We start from the raw sequence: 20,208 nt of genomic DNA on the forward strand, positions 1-20,208 counted from the left end.
CGATCACAGTGGCTTGATTGCGCGCCGCGCACCGCTACTGTTTGGCAGAACGCAGAATTCGAGGTGAGACATGAGCGGGCTACTGGCGCTACTGGATGACGTTGCGGGCATTGCCAAGATTGCGGCGGCCTCGGTCGACGACATCGCGAGCAATGCCGCCAAGGCGGGCAGCAAGGCGATCGGGGTGGTCGTCGATGATGCCGCTGTTACCCCGAAATACGTGCATGGCTTTTCCGCAGCGCGCGAATTGCCGATCATCTGGAAGATCGCGCGGGGCTCGATCTTCAACAAGCTGGTGGTGCTGCTGCCGCTGGCTTTGCTGCTCGCCAGCTTCGCATCCTGGGCGATACCGCCGCTGCTGATTCTCGGCGGCTCGTATCTGTGCTTTGAAGGCGCGGAAAAGATCCTGCACGTGGTGTTGCCGCATGGCGATCACTCCGGCGGCCCGGACGGCAGTCACGACATCAAGGATCCGGCCCATCTCGAGGAAGAAAAGGTCAAGGGCGCCATCAAGACCGACTTCATCCTTTCGGCTGAAATCATGACGCTGGCGCTTTCGACCATCGAGTCTCCCGAATTGTGGATTCAGGCGGTTGTTCTGGCGTTGGTCGGCCTTGGCATCACCGTGCTGGTCTACGGTGCTGTGGCACTGATCGTGAAGGCCGACGATGTCGGGCTGTGGCTGACAGAGGTGGGCAAGCTCTCCGCCACCCGCGCCACAGGTCGCTTCATCGTCAAGGCCATGCCTTGGGTGATGAAACTCCTCACCGTGGTCGGCACGGCGGCAATGCTCTGGGTGGGTGGGTCGATCCTGGTACACTCAGTGGCGCAGATGGGCTGGCACATGCCCGAGGACAGCATCCACCACATCGCACAGGCCGCCTCGTATGCGGTGCCGGAAAACCTCGCCGCAGCGACTCTCTGGCTGACGACCGCCACCATCGATTTCGTGCTCGGGCTGATCTGGGGGCTGATCCTCGTACCAATCGCGGTAAAGATCCTCATCCCGCTGTTCGGACTCTTCACCAAGAAAACACCCACATAAAAAAGAAAACGGCGGCCTCCGAAGAGCCGCCGTTTTCCTTCATCTTGCCCCTAAACTCCGGGGGTGCGGGGGCTGGCCCCCGCCTTGGCAGCTCGGATCAAAGAAGACCCTTGGCCGCCGCGACAACGCCCTCGGCGGTGATGCCGAACTTCTCGTAAAGCGTTTCCGCCGGGGCAGAGGCGCCAAAGCCATCCATCCCCACGAACGCCGCCTTGGCTTCCTTGCCGCGCTCGCCGCACAGCCACTTGTCCCAGCCAAAGCGGGTCGCGGCCTCGATGCCCACACGCACCGGGCCCGGCGGCAGGATCTTGCGGCGGTAGGCTTCGTCCTGCGCCTCGAACAGCTCCCAGCAAGGCATCGACACAACCCGCGTGCCGATCCCCTCGGCCTGCAAGGCGTCGCGGGCCGCCATGGCAATCTCGACCTCCGAGCCGGCGGCCAGCAGGATGACCTGCCGCTTGCCCTCGGCATCGGCCATCACATAGGCACCCTTTTCCGTCAGGTTGCTGTTCTTGTGATCGGTGCGCAGCGTCGGCAGGTTCTGACGCGTCAGCGACAGCACCGACGGCGTTGCCTTCTGCGACAGGGCGATTTCCCAAGCTTCGGCGGTCTCGACGATGTCGGCGGGGCGGAACACCAGCGTGTTCGGCGTGGCGCGCGAAATCGCGAGATGCTCGATCGGCTGGTGCGTCGGGCCATCCTCGCCAAGGCCGATGCTGTCATGGGTCATGACAAACACAGTGGGAATGCGCTGAAGCGCCGCAAGACGCATCGCCGGGCGGGCATAGTCGGTGAAGGCCATGAAGGTGCCGCCATAGGGGCGGATGCCGCCATGCAGCGCCATGCCGTTCATCGCCGAGGCCATGCCGTGCTCGCGGATGCCCCAGTACACGTAGCGCCCGCCACGGTTGTCGATGTCGAACACGCCCAGATCGCCGGTCTTGGTGTTGTTCGATCCCGTCAGGTCGGCAGAGCCGCCAACGGTTTCGCCCAGCACCGGGTTGACGACCTCAAGCACCATTTCAGAGGCCTTGCGGGTGGCAAGGCTGGGCGCCGCTTCCGAATTCTGCTTCTTCAGAGCGCGGATCACCGACGACAACTTCTTGGGCACATCGCCCGCATAGACGCGGGTCAGCTCGGCCTGCTTGCGCTCGGACATGCCGGCGATGCGGCTCTCCCATGCCGTGCGCTCAGAGGCACCGCGCGCGCCGGCTTCTTCCCACCAGCTTTTGATTTCGGCGGGCACCTCGAACGGGCCGGATTTCCAGCCCCATGCCGCCTTGGCGGCGGTGTTCTGCTCGGCGTTGGTCAGCGCGCCGTGACCTTTCGACGTGTCCTGCGAGGCGTGACCGAGCGCGATATGCGTCTTGCAGGCGATCATCGAGGGTTGATCGGTGACCTTCTTCGCCGCGACGATGGCAGCATCGATCGCCTCCGGATCATGGCCGTCGATTTCCTGCACATGCCAGCCCGACGCCTTGAAGCGCGCGACCTGATCGGTGCGGTCCGACAGCGAGACCTTGCCGTCGATGGTGATGTCGTTGTTGTCCCAGAACACCGTCAGGCGACCAAGACCGTAGCGGCCCGCCAGTCCGATGGCTTCCTGGCTGATGCCTTCCATCAGGCAGCCGTCCCCGGCGATGACCCAGGTGCGGTGATCCTGCGCCTGTTTGCCGAAACGGGCGCGCAGGATTTCCTCGGCCATGGCAAAGCCGACCGAATGTGCCAGCCCCTGACCCAGCGGGCCGGTGGTCATCTCGATGCCGTCGGCGTGGAAATTCTCGGGGTGGCCAGCGGTGCGCGCGCCCCACTGGCGGAAGTTTTTGACCTCGTCCAGCGTGATCTGCGCATCGCCCGCAAGATACAGCAGCGCATAAAGCAGCATCGAGCCGTGGCCCGCTGACAGGATGAACCGGTCGCGATCGGGCCATGTCGGGTTGGCGGCATCGAATTTCATGTGCTTTGACCACAGCACGGTGGCGACGTCGGCCATGCCGATGGGCATGCCGGAATGACCGCTGTTGGCAGCCGCGACGGCGTCGAGCGTCAGGGCGCGGATGGCGGCAGCCCGCATCCAGTGATCGGGATGGGCTTCGGATAGGGCCTTGATGTCCACGGGGGGCGTCCTCTCTCTCTCCTCGGAGCTTTGCGTGTCGGGAATAGGCAGAGCGCCGTAGAATGGCAAGTGTTGGCGCAATCCTTGGCGGTTTTCGGGGTTTTTGGCGTGAAGGACGGGGTGCAAGCCGTTGATGGATCAGAGGGGCGCAATTTCCGTGCCCGCTTGCTAAACTATGATCAAATGCGGCGGATGCGATTCGCGACAGCAGGACGCAACAGGCCGCGAGAGCAAAGACAGACGAGGGCGACATGACCGAAATCGACGAGTTGCAGGGGCGGCTGACCCGAGCCCTTGACCGCATCGCACAGGGAGTGACGCAGCTTTCGGCGCCGATGCCCGTATCCGAAGAAGATCTTCCTGCCGAGCCGGCGGAGGATGCCGTGTCGGCGGCGGAAATCGCCCGGCTGACAGAGCTTCTTGACGAAGAGAAGATTGCCAATTCCCAACTCGAAGAACGCAATCGCGCCCTGAACGCGCGGCTGAGCGAAACACCTGCGCCCGCGCCTGCGGATGCGGCGCTGCAAGAACAGTTCGCGGCGCAGCGCGAAAGCATGGCCGAGCTGGACAGCGAATTGCAGCGCCTGCGCCTGTCGAATGAAATGCTGCGCAAGTCCTGCGAGGACATGCGGGTCGCGCTTCAGGATGGTCTGGGCGAGCCGCATCTGATCAATCAGGCAATGCTGGCCGAGCTGGAATCGCTGCGCTCGGCGCGGGCGGTCGAACAGGCCGAGCTGCGCGCCGTGCTGGGCGCGATCGAGCCGGTGCTCTCCGAGTCGTCGGGCCTTGCCGCACAGCAGGAGACGGTGCAATGAGCCAGATCGAAGTGCAGATCAAGATCGGCGGGCGGGTGTTCGATGTTGCCTGCCAGTCGGGCGAAGAGCAATTCTTGCTGACCGCCGCGCGTATGCTCGACAACGAAGCCGATGTTCTGGTGAGCCAGATCGGTCGGATGCCCGAAGGGCGGATGCTGCTGATGGCGGGGCTGATGCTGGCAGACAAGACCGCTGGGCTCGAAGACCGGTTGCGCGCCGCCGAGGACCGCATTGGCGAGCTGAACGACGAGATCGGCTATCTCAAGTCGAAGGGGGGCGCGGCCCCCGCCGCAGCGCCCGAGCCAGAGCGGATCGAAGTGCCGGTCGAGGTTCCGGTGGAAGTGCCGGTCGAGGTGCGCGTGGAGGTGCCGGTCGAGGTGATGCCCGAAGGTCTGGTGGAAGCGCTGGCCGAATTGGCGGAGCTGGCCGAGGGCATCGCGGGGGATGTCGAGGAAAAGCTGGCCTCGTAATCCGCGCGCGTAGCTGAAGAGGCAAGGGGCGGCGCCACCCGGCGACCGCCCCCTTTCTTTGTCCGGACCTGCCTGCCGGGCCTGAAATTTTTAGCTAAAACTTCAGGCCGCTCAGGCGATGGGTCAGCGCAGGATCGACTTGCCCGCGAAAATCGCGGTATCGCCCAGCATTTCCTCGATGCGGATCAGCTGGTTGTACTTGGCGAGCCGGTCAGAACGCGCCAGCGAGCCGGTCTTGATCTGACCGCAGTTGGTGGCGACGGCGAGGTCGGCGATGGTCGCATCCTCAGTTTCGCCCGAGCGGTGCGACATCACATTGGTGTAACGCGCCCGGTGGCCCATTTCGACCGCCCGCAGGGTTTCCGACAACGAGCCGATCTGGTTCACCTTGACCAGCATGGAATTCGCCACGCCTTTTTCGATGCCCATCGACAGGCGGGCAGGGTTGGTCACGAACAGATCGTCGCCCACCAGCTGCACCGTTGCGCCCAGCTTTTCGGTCAGCATCTTCCAGCCGTCCCAGTCATCCTCGGCGCAGCCATCCTCGATCGACAGGATCGGGTAGTCGGCGCACAGCTTGGCAAGGTATTCGACGTTTTCTTCCGAGGTCAGGGACAGCCCTTCGCCCTTCATCTCGTATTTGCTGTCCTTGTAATATTCGGTCGAGGCGGCATCGAGCGCCAGCATGATGTTGTCACCGGGCTTGTAGCCGGCCTTTTCGATGGATTTCAGGATGAAATCCAACGCATCGCGGGTGCTGCCCAGCTCGGGGGCAAAGCCGCCCTCGTCGCCAAGACCGGTCGACATGCCTGCCGCCGACAGCTCTTTTTTGAGCGTGTGGAACACTTCGGAGCCCATGCGCACCGCTTCGGCGATGCTGGTGGCGGCCACCGGCATGATCATGAATTCCTGAATGTCGATCGGGTTGTCGGCGTGTTCGCCGCCGTTGATGATGTTCATCATCGGCACCGGCAGGGTGCGGGCCGAGGTGCCGCCAACGTAGCGGAACAGCGGCTGACCAAGGTATTCGGCGGCGGCCTTTGCGGTGGCAAGCGACACACCAAGGATGGCATTGGCGCCAAGGCGGCCCTTGTTGTCGGTGCCGTCCAGTTCGATCATCGCGCCATCGATGGCTTCCTGCTCGGTCGCGTCAAAGCCGATGATGGCCTCGGCAATCTCGCCGTTGACCGCGGCGACCGCCTCGAGCACGCCCTTGCCCATGTAGCGGCTCTTGTCGCCGTCGCGGCGTTCATGCGCCTCGTGAATGCCGGTCGATGCGCCCGAGGGCACGGCAGCGCGGCCCATCGAGCCGTCTTCGAGGGTCACGTCGACCTCGACGGTGGGATTGCCGCGGCTGTCGATGATTTCGCGCGCGTGGATGTCGATGATGGTGCTCATGGGATGTCCCTTCCGCCTCCTGATGGGTTCTCACGAGCTATAGCACCGACACAGAGGATGTAAACTTGCACCGCAGACACACCCTTCCGGAGACTTTTGCCAAATGCCGCATCGCGGCTAGATGCACCGGCAGGCACAGAAATTCACCAAGGATCGGGAGGGGCGAGGAGGAGGCGCGCCAACCGGGCAGGAGCAGGCATGGAAGAAGAACTGGGACACCTCGAAGAACAGGTCGACACGATCACGCAAGAGGTCGAACAGCTGATCCCGGTGCTGCCGGACTGGGTGATGCCGATCGCGGTGCTTGGCGTGGCGTTTCTGTTCGGATTGTTGTTCCACCGGGTGATATTCGCGCTCCTGAACCGCGCGGTGGCGAAAAAGGATCTGTTCTGGCGCAGCCTTGTTGCGCGAACGCGTCGGCCGATGCGCTTGGCGGTGCTGGTGGCGGTGCTGTCGGTTGGCGTTTCGGTGGCGCCGCTATCACCCCGGGGCACTGCGGTGGCACAGCATGGATTGTTGATTGCTTTCATGGTACTCGTTGCCTGGCTGATCTACACTGCGCTGCACATCTGGACGACGGTGCATCTGCGCAAGTTCACGCTGGATAGCGAGGACAATTACCTCGCCCGCAAGCATGTCACCCAAAGCCGTATTCTCGTGCGGGTCGCCACCTGGGTGATCGTCATCGTTGCGGTGGCGGCAATCCTGATGACCTTTGAAAGCGTCCGGCAGTGGGGCGTCTCGCTGCTTGCAGCTGGCGGGGCGGCTGGTATCGTCGTCGGTCTGGCCTTTCAGCCGGTGCTGAAGAACATGATCGCGGGCATCCAGCTGGCGATCACCCAACCGATCCGCATCGACGATGCGGTGATCGTCGAGGGTGAATGGGGGCAGGTCGAAGAAATCACCGGCACCTATGTTGTGATCAAGATCTGGGACTGGCGCCGGCTCGTGGTGCCGTTGAGCTATTTCATCGAACAGCCGTTCCAGAACTGGACCCGCGAGACCGCCTCGCTGATCGGTACGGTCTTGTTATATCTGGATCATACGACCGACATCAAAGCCCTGCGGGCGCAGGCGAAAACGGTGGTCGAGGGCTCTGCGCTCTGGGACGGCAACGTCTTTGCGGTGCAGGTGAACGATTTCCGCGAGCGCGTGATGGAGGTGCGGGTGCTGGCCTCGGCGCGCAACGCGCCGCGTACCTATGACTTGCGCTGCGAAATCCGCGAGAAACTGGTGACCTGGATCCAGAAAGACATGCCCACCGCGCTGCCGCGCACCCGCGAGACCGTATCGGTCGACGCCCGGGCCCGGCAGATGCATCCCGATATCGAAGTCGTCAGCCGCGCGCCTTTTTCCTAAAGCATGTACCCGTGTCAAATGGCGAAGGGGGGGCGCTGCCCCCCCGCGCGTCGCGCTCCCCCGGGGATATTTAAGGCCAGAAGAAGCTGGGGCGCGGCGCTTCATCTTCATCTTGCCAGTTAAACTCCCGCCGGAGGCTGGCCGGCCCTTGCGACCAGGCGCTGCGTTGCGGATCAGGTGCTTTCTGCGGTCTCCAGCTTTTCCGCTGCGGCTTCCCAAAGCGCTTCGGCCTTGCGAAGCCCTTCCATGACCTCGGCGTATTTGCGATTCCAGGTCGCCAGTTCGCCGGCGCGCTCGGTCTCGTAAAGCGCCGGATCGGCGAGCTTCTTCGCAAGCTTCTCGCGCATTTCCTCGATCTTCTCGATGCGGGCTTCGCATTTGCGCAGATCCGATCGCAGGGCCTGAACCTCGTCGCGGGATGGGCGGGCGATCTTGGGCTTGGGCTTTTCGGCCTTTGCCGGTTTCTCCGAGGTCAGTAGCATGGCGCGATATGCGTCGAGATCGTCGTCATAGGGCGTGACGGTGCCGTCCTTGACCAGCCAGAGCCGGTCGGCCACGAGGCTGAGCAGGTGCATGTCGTGGCTGACAAGGATCACCGCGCCGGAATAGGCGGCAAGCGCCTGGATCAGCGCCTCGCGGCTTTCGATGTCGAGGTGGTTGGTCGGCTCGTCGAGGATCAGCATATGCGGCGCGTCCAGCGTCGCCAGAAGCAGCGACAACCGCGCCTTCTGCCCGCCCGACAGTCGCCCGACTTCTGTTTCAGCCTGCGCCGCCATCAACCCGAACCCGGCAAGCTGGGCGCGCAGCTTCGACTGCAGCACGCCGGGGCGTTCGCGTTGCAGATGCTGAAGCGGCGTCTCGTCAAGATGCAGCTCGTCGACCTGGTGCTGGGCGAAATAGCCGATGCGCAGCTTCGAGGATACGGTCTGCTTGCCGTCCATCAGGGGCAGGCGGCCAGCCAGCAGCTTCGACAACGTCGATTTGCCCTGGCCGTTGCGCCCTAGCAAAGCAATCCGGTCATCCTGATCGATGCGCAGGGTCAGCCGTTTCAGAACGGCCCGGTCGTCATATCCCGTCACGCCACCTTCCAGCGCCACGATGGGCGGGGACAGTTGATCGGGCTGCGGAAAGCTGAACACCTGCTGCGCCGCATCCTCGGGCGCGGTGATCGTCTCCATCTTCTCGATCATCTTCAGGCGTGCCTGAGCCTGTTTGGCCTTCGATGCCTTGGCCCGGAACCGGTCGACGAAGCTCTGCAAATGTGCGCGCCGGTCGTCCTGCTTGCGCGCCGCCGCTGCCTGAACCGCGCGGCGTTCGGCGCGGGTGCGCGCAAAGGTATCGTAGCCGCCTTGATACAACGTCAGTTGCCGCGCTTCCAGATGCAGGATCGCACCGACGGCCCGGTTCAGCAGCCCCCGGTCGTGCGAGATCACGATCACCGTATGGGGATATTTCGCCAGATAGGTTTCCAGCCACAGCGCGCCTTCAAGGTCGAGATAGTTGGTCGGTTCGTCCAACAGCAGCAGGTCGGGCTGCGCGAACAGCACCCCAGCCAGAGCCAGCCGCATCCGCCAGCCACCCGAAAAATCCGAGCTCGGGCGCTGCTGGTCGGTCTCGGAAAACCCGAGCCCCTTGAGGATCGACGAAGCGCGGCCCTCGGCGGACCATGCATCGATATCGGCCAGACGGGTCTGCACCTCGGCGATGCGGTGGGCGTCGGTCGCTGTTTCGGCCTCGACCATCAGCGCGGCGCGTTCCTGATCCGCCTCGAGCACCGTCTCGATCAGCGTCTTCGAAGACGCGGGCGCTTCTTGCGCAACGCCGCCGATGCGGGCGCGTTCTGGCATGGTGATCTCGCCACCGTCCAGCGTCAGCTGCCCCCGGATCAGGCGGAACAGCGTGGTCTTGCCCGCGCCGTTCGGTCCGACGAGGCCAACCTTGTGGCCTGCAGGAATGGTGGCGCTTGCGCCTTCGAAGAGGGGCCGGCCCTCAATGGAAAAAGATATATCGTCGATCCTGAGCATATGCGGCCCTTAGCAGAGCCCGCTACCGGCGGAAATCCCCATCCTCTTCTTCTGGCCGGAAATATCCCGGGGAGCGCGAGGGGCTGGCCCCTCGCTGGTGCAACCATGCAGCCTGGCAGTGATCCGAACAGACCGCGCCACCGAACCGGCTGGCAACCATCAAGCCTTCCCAATTGCTGTACGCCATGCTAACGCCCTGCAAGACTACTGGCCGGGCCCGATGCCCGGCCTTTCGCTAATGGAGACCTATCATGGCCGTCGAACGCACTCTTTCGATCATCAAGCCCGATGCCACCCGCCGCAACCTGACTGGCAAGATCAACGCCAAGTTCGAGGAAGCGGGCCTGCGCATCGTCGCGCAGAAGCGCATTCAGCTCACCAAGGCGCAGGCCGGTGAGTTCTACAAGGTTCACGCCGAGCGTCCCTTCTACGACGAACTGTGCGAATTCATGGCGTCCGAACCGGTCGTCGTGCAGGTTCTCGAAGGCGAAGGCGCCATCGCAAAGAACCGTGAAGTGATGGGCGCAACCAACCCGGCCGACGCGGCCGAGGGTACCATCCGCGCCGAATTCGCCGAGTCGGTTGGCGAGAACTCGGTTCACGGGTCCGACGCACCGGAAACCGCCGCTGAGGAGATCGCTTACTATTTCTCGGGCCTCGAACTGGTCGGCTAAGCCGACGCAGACGCAGCGCGAATCTTTGAATCAGGGCCTCGGGAAACCGGGGCCCTTTTTCGTTTCATTTCGGTTTGTTTCTTCTTTTTCTACCGTCTGTTCAAACGCATAGATAAGGCTGAGCGTCGCTGTGGGGGCAATGCGTCGGTGGTCGCCGATACCGGTAGTGGTCGCCTCGGTACGTTATGGCCCCTGTCTCCCGTTCAAAATTTCGGCGGCATGTTCTCACCGTAAGAGACCGCTCAGACCTATGCAGAAACCCTTGATGAAGGCTGGCATGGGGTCAGCAGCTTGAGCTGGGCTCTGGTAGCGGGCAATGACTGGGCGAGCGTCACCCCGTCGGAGACGTTTGCCGGAACGATGTCCTCGGCTTCGGTGAAACTGTTTTCGGCCTATGCGCAAAATTCCCGCAGCAGCTGGTACGAAAGCGACGATCTGGAGACCTTTGATTATCTCAATATCGCCGTGCTCATCGGCGACCATAGCATAGCAGCCGTGCAGCATACGGCGTCATGTCTGCTTGTGCTGGTCGCTTTTGGCCCTGCTGCGCTGTCGCAAGCGCGACTGATCCCATTATCTTGATAAAAAAGGCCGCGCGGCCCTCCGCGCGGCTTTGTCCAGTAACGATTGCTGCCTGTACTGTCAGGCAACACCTGCGCCGTGGTAATCCACCGGATCCGTGCCGCCGCGACCGGGGGCGGCGTGGCGCGATTCAACCCAAGTACGCAGCAGCGCGGCATTTTTCGAGTTGGATTTGTAGCCAACGTCAAGAAGGTCACCGATCAGCGGCAGCAGGCCGATGACCCAGTCGATACCGACGTTCACGCCCATCTGACCGACGAGGCGCTTGGGGGCGCCCATGGACTGGGCCTCGGACAGGATCCAGACCGAAGGCGCCAGCGCCAGCGTATCTCCAACGCCCGGCACAAGGCCGATGATCGAATCCCATCCCAGCCGAATCCGCGTGAACGGCAGGCGAAAGGCCCGGTCCATACGGCGAGCAACCGATTCGACACGTTCCAGCCGGCGGAAAGGGTCTTCGGCCATGGCGCTCATGCGTGCTGCGGTTCGCGGGCGATGATCCAGACGGCGTGAACGATGCCCGGAATGTAGCCCAGAAGGGTCAGAAGGATGTTCAGCCAGAAATGCTTGCCGATGCCAACCTGAAGAAACACGCCAAGCGGCGGCAGGATGATAGCGGCGATGATGCGGATCAGGTCCATGGGTCAGGCCTCCGTGTTGCGTTGTGGTTCGACAGACAACCACGCAAGAGCCCAATCGGTTCCGTCACGGCATCGGAGCGCGCACGCCGATCTGATCGAGGATCGTCTCGAGCCCCGGTGGAAGACCCGTCCTGCCCCGGTCTGCCTTGAGCGCATCGAAGCGTAGGCGCAGCGCCGCCTTTTCCGCGCCGACGCAGTCATTCCATGGTCGCCCCTGAAGCGCCATGTGCAGCACGAAATAGCCGACGAAATGCGGTTTCGTTCCCGCCTTCAGCATCCGCGCATAGGCTGCGTCTGCGCCGATTTCGCGCAGGGTTTCGGCATCGGCGATGCCCGCGCGGGCGCAGGCGGCTTCGACCGCCGGGCCAAGGTTGCGGATCGACGAGATCGGCGTGCCGCTCATGCCGCCACCCTCATGCGCAGATCGGCGGCGTAGCGGGCGGACATATCCGCCGCAGACTGCGCCACCTGACCGCCGGTGCGGAGAAGGGCGTTGCTCTGCGCTTGGAGCCTGCACGAAGCGTAGCGCAGCTCCCCTCCTGCTGGATCGCTCTGGTCGAGCGTCGACAGTCGGATCGAGAGGCTAGGCATCGCGGGTGTTCCCTGTACGTACCTTGAAATTCTGACAGGCTGCACCGCAAGGGGCAAGGGCAAGTGACGAGGGTCTGGTCGGTTCAGAGTCCTTTGCGACGGATTGGACCGATGCCGCCCATTTGCTGCACGGGTGCGGTGATCCGCCCTGTTTAAGCTTTGGCGCGCGCGCCGGGTGCTGGCGTTGCGCGCGCGCTACGGAGGAGCGATGTGGGCCGCTGCTAGCCGGAATGGTCATTGAACAGTGTGACGGTGCGGTATGCAATCGCGTTACGTTGTGCAATCAGGCCGTGCCCCTCGGCAAGGACCATTCGTAGACCCCAAGAGCGCCTGTACTCGGCTCGACCGGTAAGCTCCTGCATGGGCTTGCGTCTCATGAATATCGGCAAGCTAAATGCTTTTTAGCAGATGCCACGGCCGATGATGTGCGCCGACGGATGGCAGGGAACCCATCACTGCACAAGCTGCAGCGGAACCGACCGGATTCGCGGCGAAAAAGCGGGCCCCTGTCATGCCTGTAAACAGGCCTTCCGCTGCCAGAGGCCGGTCGTCGAGCGTGATACCAACTCGTGAGGCTTGGATAGTTCCGGAAACTCATTGGCGACGCGGGGCAATCGCCTTCGAAACGATCACTTGCTGCGCGGACGTCTGCGTTGCGCTGTGTTTTCATTTTCGCACGATTGATTGCGACAGGGCGGCGCGCTAGCCATTGGGCATGATATTGCAGGACTCGCTTCCCTTCGATCTGACGACCTCGCGGCCCTTGCCGAACATCTCTCCATTGCCGATGGAGAGCTGGCTGCACATCGACGAGGCCTATGCCGCACAGATGGCGGAACGAGACCGGCTGTTGCTGGGCCATCGCGACGATGTGCTGGCGCTTGACGATGCCGCAAGGCCCGCCGCCGAAGAGCTGCTGGACCTGCTGCTGACGTGGCTGCCGGACAGCTTCCTGCGCTCTGAGGGCAGCGTGACGCGCCCCGACGGGGTAAGCGTGCCAATCGACCGGGACGATCCGTTGCTGACGGCGGGGCGGCTGGTGCAGGACGATCTGTGCCTTCTGGAAAAGCGCGGCACGGACGAGCACGTATTGACCGGGGCCGCGCTGTGCTTTCCGGCGGGGTGGAAGCTGTCGCTGAAGGTGATGAGGCCGCTCACCGCGATCCATGTCCCGATTCCGGAATATGACGACGGGCTTGCCAAACGGGTGCAGCGCCTGTTCGACGGGGTGCAGCCGGGGCGGCCGCTGATGCGGTTCAACCGGCTCTGGTATGATGATCCAACGCTGTTTCAGCCCGGGCCGAGGCTGCACAATAGTCATCGCGCAGACCCGAGATCGGCGCGGTTCTTTCGCACCGAGCGGCAGGTGATCCTGAAATTGCCCCTGAGAGGCGCGGCGGTGTTTTCCATCCACACCTATGTGCTGCCCCGCGAGCGCGCCCTGCAACTCAGTGCAGTCGAAACCGCATAGCGGTGCCGAACGGATCTTGGCGACGGGCAGGGCGCAGCCGCCATGCGACTGTTCGCCTTAAAGACAGTTCAATAAGACCCTGCATTCCGGCGGCCCACATTCCGGACTGGGGCTTGGGCGGGGATGATCACCGAAGATGGCGCGTGGGCGGCCCCAAGCCCTGAGGCAGGCGTCAGCCGCCAATCCTGGCCGCGACCAGCGCGATGGCCTGCTGGTAGACGGTGGCGGCGTTCCATTCGTTCAGAACGCGGAAATTCACCGTGCCTTCCTGAAAGGGCTGACCCGGTTTCCAGCCCATGGCGCGCAGGTAATTGGCGGTCGAGGCCAGCGCGTCGTGCTGGTCGTAGAAATTCACCCGCCCGTCGCCATTGCCGTCGACGCCGTAGCGCATGGCGTTGCCGGGCAGGAACTGGGTGTGGCCCAGCTCGCCGTGAAACGCGCCTTTCTGCGATGCCGACAGCATGCCGCGATCGACCATCTGCAAGGCCGCGATGGCATGAGGCGTGAAGAAGGCCGAGCGACGGCAATCATAGGCGACGGTGGTGATCGACGACACAACCGGGGTCGAGCCCATGTTGCGCCCGAACCCGGTTTCCATGCCGTGAATGGCGATGAGGATGCCCGCAGGCACACCGTAGCGCTGTTCGATCGCCCGGTAAAAGTCGCGATCCGCCGCCAGCCGCTTGCGCCCTTGCGCAGCGAAGCCGTCGACAGACCCAAGCCTGATGCGGATGAAATCGCTCAGGGCATATTTCACGCCCTTCTGGTTGCGATCAGCGTTGATCGTGCCCTGAGAATAGCTTGCCTCCATCAGCGCCTGAATGCCGCGCTGGCCCACCCCGGCGCGCTGCGCCTCGGCGGCGAACTCCTGCTTCCAGGCGTTGAACCCGCCCGGGGTATTGCCGCAGCTCGCGGCAAGGGCCGGGCCGGTGGCCGCAAGGGCGAACAAGACAGCGGCGGCGCGCAACAGGGGACGGGGCATTCGGTGGTCTCCGGTCAAAATGAACTGGCTCGACGGTAGCGCGGGAACGGGCGGCGTCAAAAAGGTTTTCATCCCATGCGCGGTGTGTGGACCGTAATGGCGACCCTTGCCAGAGGCATCCCATGCAAAAGGGGCGCCCGGATGGGGCGCCCCTTCACGTTGCTGGTCCGGATACCGGATCAGCAGCTGTAGTACATGCTGTATTCCACCGGGTGCGGCGTGTGCTCGTAGGCGATCAGCTCTTCCATCTTGAGCTCGATGTAGCCCTCGATCTGGCTCTTGGTGAACACGTCGCCTGCAAGCAGGAACTCGTGATCGGCCTTGAGCGCCTCGAGCGCCTCGCGCAGCGAGCCGCAGACGGTCGGGATGTCGGCCAGCTCTTCGGGGGGCAGGTCGTACAGGTTCTTGTCCATCGCCTCGCCCGGATCGATCTTGTTCTTGATGCCGTCAAGACCGGCCATCAGAAGCGCTGCGAAGCACAGGTAGGGGTTCGCAGCGGGATCGGGGAAACGCGCTTCGACGCGCTTGGCCTTGGGCGACTCGCTCCACGGGATCCGGACGCAGCCCGACCGGTTGCGGGCCGAATAGGCGCGCAGAACCGGGGCTTCGAAGCCGGGGATCAGACGCTTGTAGCTGTTGGTCGACGGGTTGGTGAAGGCGTTCAGCGTCTTGGCGTGCTTCAGGATGCCGCCGATGTAGTACAGCGCTTCCTGCGACAGGTCGGCGTATTTGTCGCCTGCGAAGAGCGGCTTGCCATCCTTCCAGATCGACATGTTCACGTGCATCCCCGACCCGTTGTCGCCAGCGATCGGCTTGGGCATGAACGTGGCCGAGCGGCCATAGGCCTGTGCGACGTTGTGGATGATGTACTTGTACTTCTGCAGCTCGTCGGCCTGCTTGGTCAGCGAGCCAAAGATCATACCCAGCTCGTGCTGCGAGGTTGCCACCTCGTGGTGATGCTTGTCGACCTTCATGCCGATGCGCTTCATGGTCGACAGCATTTCGGAGCGGATGTCCTGGCCGTCGTCCATCGGGTTCACCGGGAAATAGCCGCCCTTGTAGGTCGGTCGGTGGCCCAGGTTGCCCATCTCGAATTCGGCGCCGGTATTCCAGGCGGCGTGATCGGCATCGACCTCGTAGGAGACCTTGTTCGGCGAGACGGAATATTTCACGTCGTCGAACAGGAAGAATTCGGCTTCGGGGCCCATGTAGGCCACATCACCGATCCCGGAGGAGATCAGGTAGGCCTCGGCCTTCTGCGCGGTGCCGCGCGGGTCACGATCATAGGCTTCGCCGGTGTCGGGCTCGACGACCGAGCAATGCACGCACAGCGTTTTCTCGGCATAGAACGGGTCGATGTAGACGCTGTCGAGATCGAACATCAGTTTCATGTCGGACGCTTCGATCGACTTCCAGCCCGCGATGGACGAGCCGTCGAACATGAAGCCCTCTTCGAGGAAATCCTCGTCGACTTCGTCGGCAATGACGGTCACGTGCTGAAGCTTGCCGCGCGGGTCGGTAAAGCGGACGTCGAGGTACGCGACCTCTTCGTCTTTCATCAGCTTGATGACATCCTTGGTGCTCATTCCCATCTTCCCTTTCGTTGAATTATTAGGGTCCGGTGTGTTGGTGCTGCGCGCTCAGAGCGCGTCAGATCCGGATTCGCCGGTGCGGATACGGATCGCCTGTTCCACGGGGCTGACAAAGATCTTGCCATCGCCGATTTTGTCGGTTTTTGCCGCGCCGATGATCGCCTCTACGGCGGCATCGACCTGATCGTCGTCAAGTACGACTTCGATCTTCACCTTGGGAAGGAAATCAACCACATATTCCGCGCCGCGATACAGCTCGGTGTGGCCCTTCTGCCGGCCGAAACCCTTCACCTCGAGGACCGAGAGTCCCTGAATACCTGCGTCTTGCAAGGCTTCCTTGACCTCGTCGAGCTTGAACGGCTTGATGATCGCCTCGACCTTTTTCATGGTCTCTCTCTCCTCGTGTTCCCGTGTCGGACCCTGCCAGATCATTTATGCCGAGCCGCTACAATGTGATAGCGAAAGGGGGCAGGGGGTGCATAGGGCGATTTCTAGGCGCTGCATCAATTATGTGCAACCAGATTAAAAGGTGGGCAAAATGAAAACACTTTTGGAGGCTTCATGGCAGACCTGCTGACGGCGGCCCGGATGCGGGCAATCGAGACCGCCGCGTTGACCTCGGGGGAGGTGTCGGGGCTGGACCTGATGGAGCGGGCGGGGGCGGGCGTGGTGCGGGCGGTTCTGGCGCGCTGGCCCGAACTGGCGACGCTGGGGCAACGCGCCGTGGTGCTGTGCGGGCCGGGAAACAATGGCGGCGACGGATTCGTAGTGGCGCGGTTGCTGGTCGATCTGGGCTGGCAGATCGAGCTGTATCTTTATGGCGAGGCGGCCCGCCTGCCGCCCGATGCGCGGGCAATGTACGAACGTTGGCGGCCCCTTGGCGATGTGCGCCCGCTGGAAGCCGGGTTCGAGCCATCGCGGTGCAGCGCGGCGCTGGTGGTCGATGCGCTGTTCGGCACCGGGCTGCGCCGCCCGATCCGGGGGCTGGAGTCGGTGCTACTGGACCTCGCCGAAATGCGCGGGCAGGGCGCCTCGATGCCCCCTGATGCGCGCCCCGACTGGACACCGCTGATCGTGGCCATTGACCTGCCGAGTGGCATTTGCAGCGACAGCGGACGGGCGCTGCATGATGAGGGCTATATCGGCCTGCCGGGTCGGATCGAGGCGGCGGCAGCGAAGGCCGACCTGACCGTCACCTTTCACGCGATGAAGCTGGGCCATGTGCTGGCCGACGGCCCGGATCACTGCGGCGAGGTGGTGATCTGCCCCATCGGTCTGGAAGAGCGCCGCAAGCGTCCGCCCCGCGCCGAGCGGGTGGAGCAGGTGAGCGCGCCTGTGGGCTTGCTCAAGCTGTCCGGGCACAAATACGGCTATGGTCACGCGCTGGTGGTGACGGGCGGCTTTGGCCGCACTGGCGCTGCGCGGCTGGCGGCGCGGGCGGCGCTGCGCATCGGCGCGGGGCTGGTGACGCTGGCCGCGCCCGGTTCGGCGCAGAGCGAGATCGCGGCGCAGATTTCCGCATTGATGCTGCGCCGGGTCGACGATGACGCGGCGCTGGAGGCGCTGTTGCAGGACCCCCGTCTGAACGCGCTGTGTCTCGGGCCGGGGCTGGGGGCAGAGCGTGCGCGAACTCTCGTGCCGGTGGCGCTTGATGCGGCGCGGGCCACGGTGCTGGACGCCGACGCGCTCAGCGCCTTTGCGGGCGATCCCGAATTGCTGTTCGACCTGCTGCATGACGATGTGGTCCTGACCCCGCATGGCGGCGAATTCGCGCGGCTGTTTCCCGATCTTGGCGATAGGCTGGCGGCGACGCCCGACACCGGGCCTGCCTTTGGCCGCGTCGATGCCGCGCGCGAGGCGGCGCGGCGGGCGGGTTGCACGCTGCTGCTCAAGGGGCCCGATACGGTGATCGCAGGGCCGGACGGGCGGGTCTCGGTGAGCGCGGCGGTGCGCGAGCGCGCCGCGCCGTGGCTGGCGACGGCAGGGTCTGGCGATGTGCTGGCGGGGATGATCACCGGGCTGATGGCGCGCGGCCTGCCGCCATTTCGCGCCGCCTGCGCCGGGGCGTGGCTGCATGTCGAAGCCGCCCGCGCCTTTGGCCCCGGCCTGATCGCCGAGGATCTGCCCGAAATGCTGCCGCAGGTGTTTCGCCAGATGTAATGGGGGGGGGGCCGCGCAGCCCCCCCCATGGTACTTCAGTTGCCGTAGGCCACCGACGGCAGCCACGTGGTCAGGGCCGGGAACTCGAAGACGATGAACAGGCCCAGAAGCTGAAGCATCACGAAGGGGATGATGCCCCGGTAGATATGCGCCAGCGACACCCCCGGCGGGCACACCCCCTTGAGGTAGAACAGCGCAAAGCCCACTGGCGGCGTCAGGAACGAGGTCTGCAAGGTCACCGCCACAAGGATCGCGAACCACACCACCTGCGGATCGCGCACCTGATCAAAGCCCGGCACCGCCAGTTCCAGCCCCTGAATGATCGGCAGCATCAGCGGCATGATGATGATGGTGATCTCGATCCAGTCCAGCAGGAAGCCAAGGCAGAACACGATGAACAGGATGAACCCCACTGTCATGTAGGGGCTGTCGAAGGCCGACAGCACCAGCTCCTGCACGATCTCGTCACCGCCATAGCGGCGCAGCACATAGGCAAAGAAATTCGCCGCAAGGAAGATGCCGACGATGTAGCCCGATGTGTTGAGGGTCGAGCGTGCCACCTCGCGGAACACCTTCCAGTTCAGCTTGCGATTGGCCAGCGCCAGAAGGGTTGCGCCCATTGCGCCAAGGCCCGAGGCCTCGGTCGGCGTGGCGAGGCCGACAAAGATCGAGCCGAGCACCAACAGGATCAGGAACATCGGCGGCACCACCGCCACAGCGACCTCCTTCAGCTCGGCGACCCCGGCGCGCTGCGCGGCGGCGGGCGCAGGCATGGAGTCGGGCGAGACGAGGCCGTAGATCACGATGAACAGGATATAAAGCGCCCCAAGGATCAGCCCCGGAAACAGCGCTCCCATGAACAGATCGCCCAAGGAAATCGCCAGCTGATCCGACATGATTACCAGCATGATCGACGGCGGGATCAGAATGCCCAGCGTGCCAGCGCTGGCGATGGTGCCGGTGGCGATGGGCTTGGAATAATTCTGCGCCATCATCGCGGGCAGCGCCATCACCCCGAGCAGCGTCACCGACGCGCCGATCACCCCGGTCGAGGCGGCAAGGATGATGCCGATCAGCAGCACCGTCAGCGACAGCCCGCCGCGCAGCCCGCCAAACAGCTTTTGCATCGCGTGCATCATGCGCTGCGCCACGCCCGACTGGTCCAGCATCAGGCCCATGTAGATGAACATCGGCAGCGCCACGAGCACCGGGTTCTTGATGGTGTTGCCAAAGATCCGCCCCGACAGCGCCTGCAGCTTGCGATAATCAATGCCGGTGCGGTCGAATTCGATGATGCCGCGAAACACGCTGCGATAGGGGTCAAGGAAGATCTCGGCGATCAGCACGAACACCAGCGACACCCCGACCAGCGCAAACGCCACGGGAATGCCCCGGAACAGCATCCAGATGAAGGTGACGAACATCGCCGCGACGGCGATTTCATTGATGGTCAGCCAGTCCATGTCAGGCGTCCTTTTTCGCAAGCGCGCGGGCCAGCACGATCAGCAGCGCCGTCAGCAGCAATGCGCCAAGGACGGTGTATCGCATCTCGTGCGGGCCGAATTCGATCTCGCCAAAGGCGGGCAGGCGGCCGACGTCACGGGCGCTCATCTCGGGATCGCGCGTGGCATAAAGCACGCCGAACAGGGCGTAATACAGCGCAAGATTGACCGCATAGGCCACCGAGGGAAACGCCCAGAACAGCTGTTTCCACAGCGCCGGGCGGGTCAGCTGCCCGAGCAGCCGCACATAGACCGACCACACCGCGATGGCGATGAAGATGAACGCGATGTTCATGAAGCTCTTGAGCAGCCACAGATTGTGCAGCCCATTGGGGCTGTCAGAGCCCTCGCGGGCGTGGATCGAGGTCAGCGCGTAATCCAGGGTCACATCCCAGCACAGGATGATGAAGGGCAGGAACAGCCAGACCAGCCCGAAAATATCGATGCGGATGCGCTTTTTCTTTTCGAAATTGTCATAAAGGATGTCGACCCGCACATGGCTGTTGGTCACCACCGCATAGGCGATGCCCATCAGCACCGCCGCGCCGTAAAGCCACCATTGCAGATCGTCCATCCACGCCTGATTGTGCCCGGCCTGCCGCAGGATCACCTGCGCGCAGATCACCGTCATCAGGATGGGAAACAGCAGCGCCGCCGCATTGCCGACGGTGATCACGAAACGATCGCCCCGGTTATGCTCGGCGCGTCCGATCTCTCCGGGGTCGCTGATCGCGGCCACCACCTCTGTCTGCTCGCTCATCGTGTGCGCCTCCCCCTGCGCAGACT

General features: G+C 63.6%; 19 protein-coding genes. 8 read left to right on the top strand and 11 right to left on the bottom strand.

Annotated features, from left to right (window positions below; translation table 11 throughout):
- Positions 1 to 70: 70 nt before the first annotated feature.
- Entirely contained in the window at positions 71 to 1,045 is a 975-nt protein-coding gene (locus KO516_RS15085) for a DUF808 domain-containing protein (protein ID WP_216004608.1), read from the top strand.
- 97 nt (positions 1,046 to 1,142) lie between these two features.
- On the opposite strand, the gene tkt is transcribed toward KO516_RS15085, so the two are convergent.
- Positions 1,143 to 3,161: a transketolase gene (gene tkt / locus KO516_RS15090; RefSeq protein ID WP_216004609.1), complete on the bottom strand. Its 2,019-nt coding sequence runs from the start codon at positions 3,159 to 3,161 to the stop codon at positions 1,143 to 1,145.
- 251 nt (positions 3,162 to 3,412) lie between these two features.
- Between tkt and KO516_RS15095 the strand changes: the two genes are divergently transcribed.
- Together KO516_RS15095 and KO516_RS15100 are read left to right on the top strand one after the other, a co-directional pair.
- Positions 3,413 to 3,976, top strand: a complete 564-nt coding sequence (locus tag KO516_RS15095; RefSeq protein ID WP_216004610.1) for a hypothetical protein — start codon at positions 3,413 to 3,415, stop codon at positions 3,974 to 3,976.
- Complete coding sequence (locus tag KO516_RS15100; RefSeq protein WP_216004611.1) at positions 3,973 to 4,446, top strand: cell division protein ZapA; 474 nt, start codon at positions 3,973 to 3,975, stop codon at positions 4,444 to 4,446. Before KO516_RS15095 ends, KO516_RS15100 begins: the two co-directional genes overlap by 4 nt.
- Before the next feature lie 123 nt (positions 4,447 to 4,569).
- Here the strand turns inward: KO516_RS15100 and eno are convergent, their stop codons facing one another.
- Positions 4,570 to 5,844 (bottom strand): phosphopyruvate hydratase, encoded by a 1,275-nt coding sequence (eno, locus tag KO516_RS15105; protein ID WP_216004612.1) that lies wholly within the window; start codon positions 5,842 to 5,844, stop codon positions 4,570 to 4,572.
- A gap of 198 nt (positions 5,845 to 6,042) precedes the next feature.
- Here eno and KO516_RS15110 point away from each other — a divergent pair, with 198 nt between their 5' ends.
- Positions 6,043 to 7,203: a mechanosensitive ion channel family protein gene (locus KO516_RS15110; RefSeq protein WP_216004613.1), complete on the top strand. Its 1,161-nt coding sequence runs from the start codon at positions 6,043 to 6,045 to the stop codon at positions 7,201 to 7,203.
- A gap of 173 nt (positions 7,204 to 7,376) precedes the next feature.
- On the opposite strand, the gene KO516_RS15115 is transcribed toward KO516_RS15110, so the two are convergent.
- Positions 7,377 to 9,227, bottom strand: a complete 1,851-nt coding sequence (locus tag KO516_RS15115) for an ABC-F family ATP-binding cassette domain-containing protein (protein ID WP_216004614.1) — start codon at positions 9,225 to 9,227, stop codon at positions 7,377 to 7,379.
- Between the two features lie 251 nt (positions 9,228 to 9,478).
- On the opposite strand from KO516_RS15115, the gene ndk reads away from it, so the two are divergent.
- Together ndk and KO516_RS15125 are read left to right on the top strand one after the other, a co-directional pair.
- Complete coding sequence (gene ndk, locus KO516_RS15120; protein ID WP_216004615.1) at positions 9,479 to 9,901, top strand: nucleoside-diphosphate kinase; 423 nt, start codon at positions 9,479 to 9,481, stop codon at positions 9,899 to 9,901.
- A 291-nt stretch (positions 9,902 to 10,192) separates the two neighbouring features.
- Positions 10,193 to 10,483 carry a hypothetical protein gene (locus tag KO516_RS15125; RefSeq protein WP_216004616.1) on the top strand — a complete coding sequence of 97 codons (291 nt, stop codon included), beginning with the start codon at positions 10,193 to 10,195 and terminating at the stop codon, positions 10,481 to 10,483.
- A gap of 60 nt (positions 10,484 to 10,543) precedes the next feature.
- Here KO516_RS15125 and KO516_RS15130 read toward each other — a convergent pair whose 3' ends face one another.
- From KO516_RS15130 to KO516_RS15140, 3 genes are all read right to left on the bottom strand, one after another.
- Entirely contained in the window at positions 10,544 to 10,957 is a 414-nt protein-coding gene (locus tag KO516_RS15130; protein WP_216004617.1) for a DUF4112 domain-containing protein, read from the bottom strand.
- A complete protein-coding gene (locus KO516_RS15135) occupies positions 10,954 to 11,124 on the bottom strand; it encodes a YqaE/Pmp3 family membrane protein (protein ID WP_216004618.1) in 171 nt (56 codons plus the stop codon). Before KO516_RS15135 ends, KO516_RS15130 begins: the two co-directional genes overlap by 4 nt.
- Positions 11,125 to 11,188: 64 nt before the next feature.
- Positions 11,189 to 11,527: a TfoX/Sxy family DNA transformation protein gene (locus KO516_RS15140; protein WP_216004619.1), complete on the bottom strand. Its 339-nt coding sequence runs from the start codon at positions 11,525 to 11,527 to the stop codon at positions 11,189 to 11,191.
- 903 nt (positions 11,528 to 12,430) lie between these two features.
- Between KO516_RS15140 and KO516_RS15145 the strand changes: the two genes are divergently transcribed.
- Positions 12,431 to 13,186: a DUF3445 domain-containing protein gene (locus tag KO516_RS15145; RefSeq protein ID WP_216004620.1), complete on the top strand. Its 756-nt coding sequence runs from the start codon at positions 12,431 to 12,433 to the stop codon at positions 13,184 to 13,186.
- Positions 13,187 to 13,358: 172 nt separating this feature from the next.
- Here KO516_RS15145 and KO516_RS15150 read toward each other — a convergent pair whose 3' ends face one another.
- From KO516_RS15150 to KO516_RS15160, 3 genes are all read right to left on the bottom strand, one after another.
- The gene (locus tag KO516_RS15150) at positions 13,359 to 14,168 is read right to left on the bottom strand and encodes a lytic transglycosylase domain-containing protein (RefSeq protein ID WP_216004621.1); all 810 of its coding nucleotides are present in this window, start codon (positions 14,166 to 14,168) and stop codon (positions 13,359 to 13,361) included.
- Positions 14,169 to 14,347: 179 nt separating this feature from the next.
- Positions 14,348 to 15,754 carry a type I glutamate--ammonia ligase gene (gene glnA, locus KO516_RS15155; RefSeq protein ID WP_216004622.1) on the bottom strand — a complete coding sequence of 469 codons (1,407 nt, stop codon included), beginning with the start codon at positions 15,752 to 15,754 and terminating at the stop codon, positions 14,348 to 14,350.
- Positions 15,755 to 15,808: 54 nt separating this feature from the next.
- Positions 15,809 to 16,147, bottom strand: a complete 339-nt coding sequence (locus KO516_RS15160; protein ID WP_216004623.1) for a P-II family nitrogen regulator — start codon at positions 16,145 to 16,147, stop codon at positions 15,809 to 15,811.
- Between the two features lie 174 nt (positions 16,148 to 16,321).
- Between KO516_RS15160 and KO516_RS15165 the strand changes: the two genes are divergently transcribed.
- Positions 16,322 to 17,920: an NAD(P)H-hydrate dehydratase gene (locus KO516_RS15165; RefSeq protein ID WP_216004624.1), complete on the top strand. Its 1,599-nt coding sequence runs from the start codon at positions 16,322 to 16,324 to the stop codon at positions 17,918 to 17,920.
- Between the two features lie 35 nt (positions 17,921 to 17,955).
- Here KO516_RS15165 and KO516_RS15170 read toward each other — a convergent pair whose 3' ends face one another.
- Together KO516_RS15170 and KO516_RS15175 are read right to left on the bottom strand one after the other, a co-directional pair.
- The gene (locus KO516_RS15170) at positions 17,956 to 19,383 is read right to left on the bottom strand and encodes a TRAP transporter large permease subunit (RefSeq protein ID WP_216004625.1); all 1,428 of its coding nucleotides are present in this window, start codon (positions 19,381 to 19,383) and stop codon (positions 17,956 to 17,958) included.
- Position 19,384: 1 nt separating this feature from the next.
- Positions 19,385 to 20,182 carry a TRAP transporter small permease subunit gene (locus KO516_RS15175; protein WP_216004626.1) on the bottom strand — a complete coding sequence of 266 codons (798 nt, stop codon included), beginning with the start codon at positions 20,180 to 20,182 and terminating at the stop codon, positions 19,385 to 19,387.
- Positions 20,183 to 20,208: the final 26 nt, after the last annotated feature.

It is taken from the genome of Citreicella sp. C3M06 (assembly GCF_018860705.1).
Taxonomy (GTDB): domain Bacteria; phylum Pseudomonadota; class Alphaproteobacteria; order Rhodobacterales; family Rhodobacteraceae; genus Salipiger.

Bases quoted from the DNA above. Each gene is read 5' to 3' on its own strand.
- KO516_RS15085 (WP_216004608.1), top strand. From the start codon at position 71: ATGAGCGGGCTACTGGCGCTACTGGATGACGTTGCGGGCATTGCCAAG.
- KO516_RS15095 (WP_216004610.1), top strand. From the start codon at position 3,413: ATGACCGAAATCGACGAGTTGCAGGGGCGGCTGACCCGAGCCCTTGAC.
- KO516_RS15100 (WP_216004611.1), top strand. From the start codon at position 3,973: ATGAGCCAGATCGAAGTGCAGATCAAGATCGGCGGGCGGGTGTTCGAT.
- eno (WP_216004612.1), bottom strand. From the start codon at position 5,844: ATGAGCACCATCATCGACATCCACGCGCGCGAAATCATCGACAGCCGC.
- KO516_RS15110 (WP_216004613.1), top strand. From the start codon at position 6,043: ATGGAAGAAGAACTGGGACACCTCGAAGAACAGGTCGACACGATCACG.
- KO516_RS15115 (WP_216004614.1), bottom strand. From the start codon at position 9,227: ATGCTCAGGATCGACGATATATCTTTTTCCATTGAGGGCCGGCCCCTC.
- ndk (WP_216004615.1), top strand. From the start codon at position 9,479: ATGGCCGTCGAACGCACTCTTTCGATCATCAAGCCCGATGCCACCCGC.
- KO516_RS15130 (WP_216004617.1), bottom strand. From the start codon at position 10,957: ATGAGCGCCATGGCCGAAGACCCTTTCCGCCGGCTGGAACGTGTCGAA.
- KO516_RS15135 (WP_216004618.1), bottom strand. From the start codon at position 11,124: ATGGACCTGATCCGCATCATCGCCGCTATCATCCTGCCGCCGCTTGGC.
- KO516_RS15140 (WP_216004619.1), bottom strand. From the start codon at position 11,527: ATGAGCGGCACGCCGATCTCGTCGATCCGCAACCTTGGCCCGGCGGTC.
- KO516_RS15145 (WP_216004620.1), top strand. From the start codon at position 12,431: ATGATATTGCAGGACTCGCTTCCCTTCGATCTGACGACCTCGCGGCCC.
- KO516_RS15150 (WP_216004621.1), bottom strand. From the start codon at position 14,168: ATGCCCCGTCCCCTGTTGCGCGCCGCCGCTGTCTTGTTCGCCCTTGCG.
- glnA (WP_216004622.1), bottom strand. From the start codon at position 15,754: ATGAGCACCAAGGATGTCATCAAGCTGATGAAAGACGAAGAGGTCGCG.
- KO516_RS15160 (WP_216004623.1), bottom strand. From the start codon at position 16,147: ATGAAAAAGGTCGAGGCGATCATCAAGCCGTTCAAGCTCGACGAGGTC.
- KO516_RS15165 (WP_216004624.1), top strand. From the start codon at position 16,322: ATGGCAGACCTGCTGACGGCGGCCCGGATGCGGGCAATCGAGACCGCC.
- KO516_RS15170 (WP_216004625.1), bottom strand. From the start codon at position 19,383: ATGGACTGGCTGACCATCAATGAAATCGCCGTCGCGGCGATGTTCGTC.
- KO516_RS15175 (WP_216004626.1), bottom strand. From the start codon at position 20,182: ATGAGCGAGCAGACAGAGGTGGTGGCCGCGATCAGCGACCCCGGAGAG.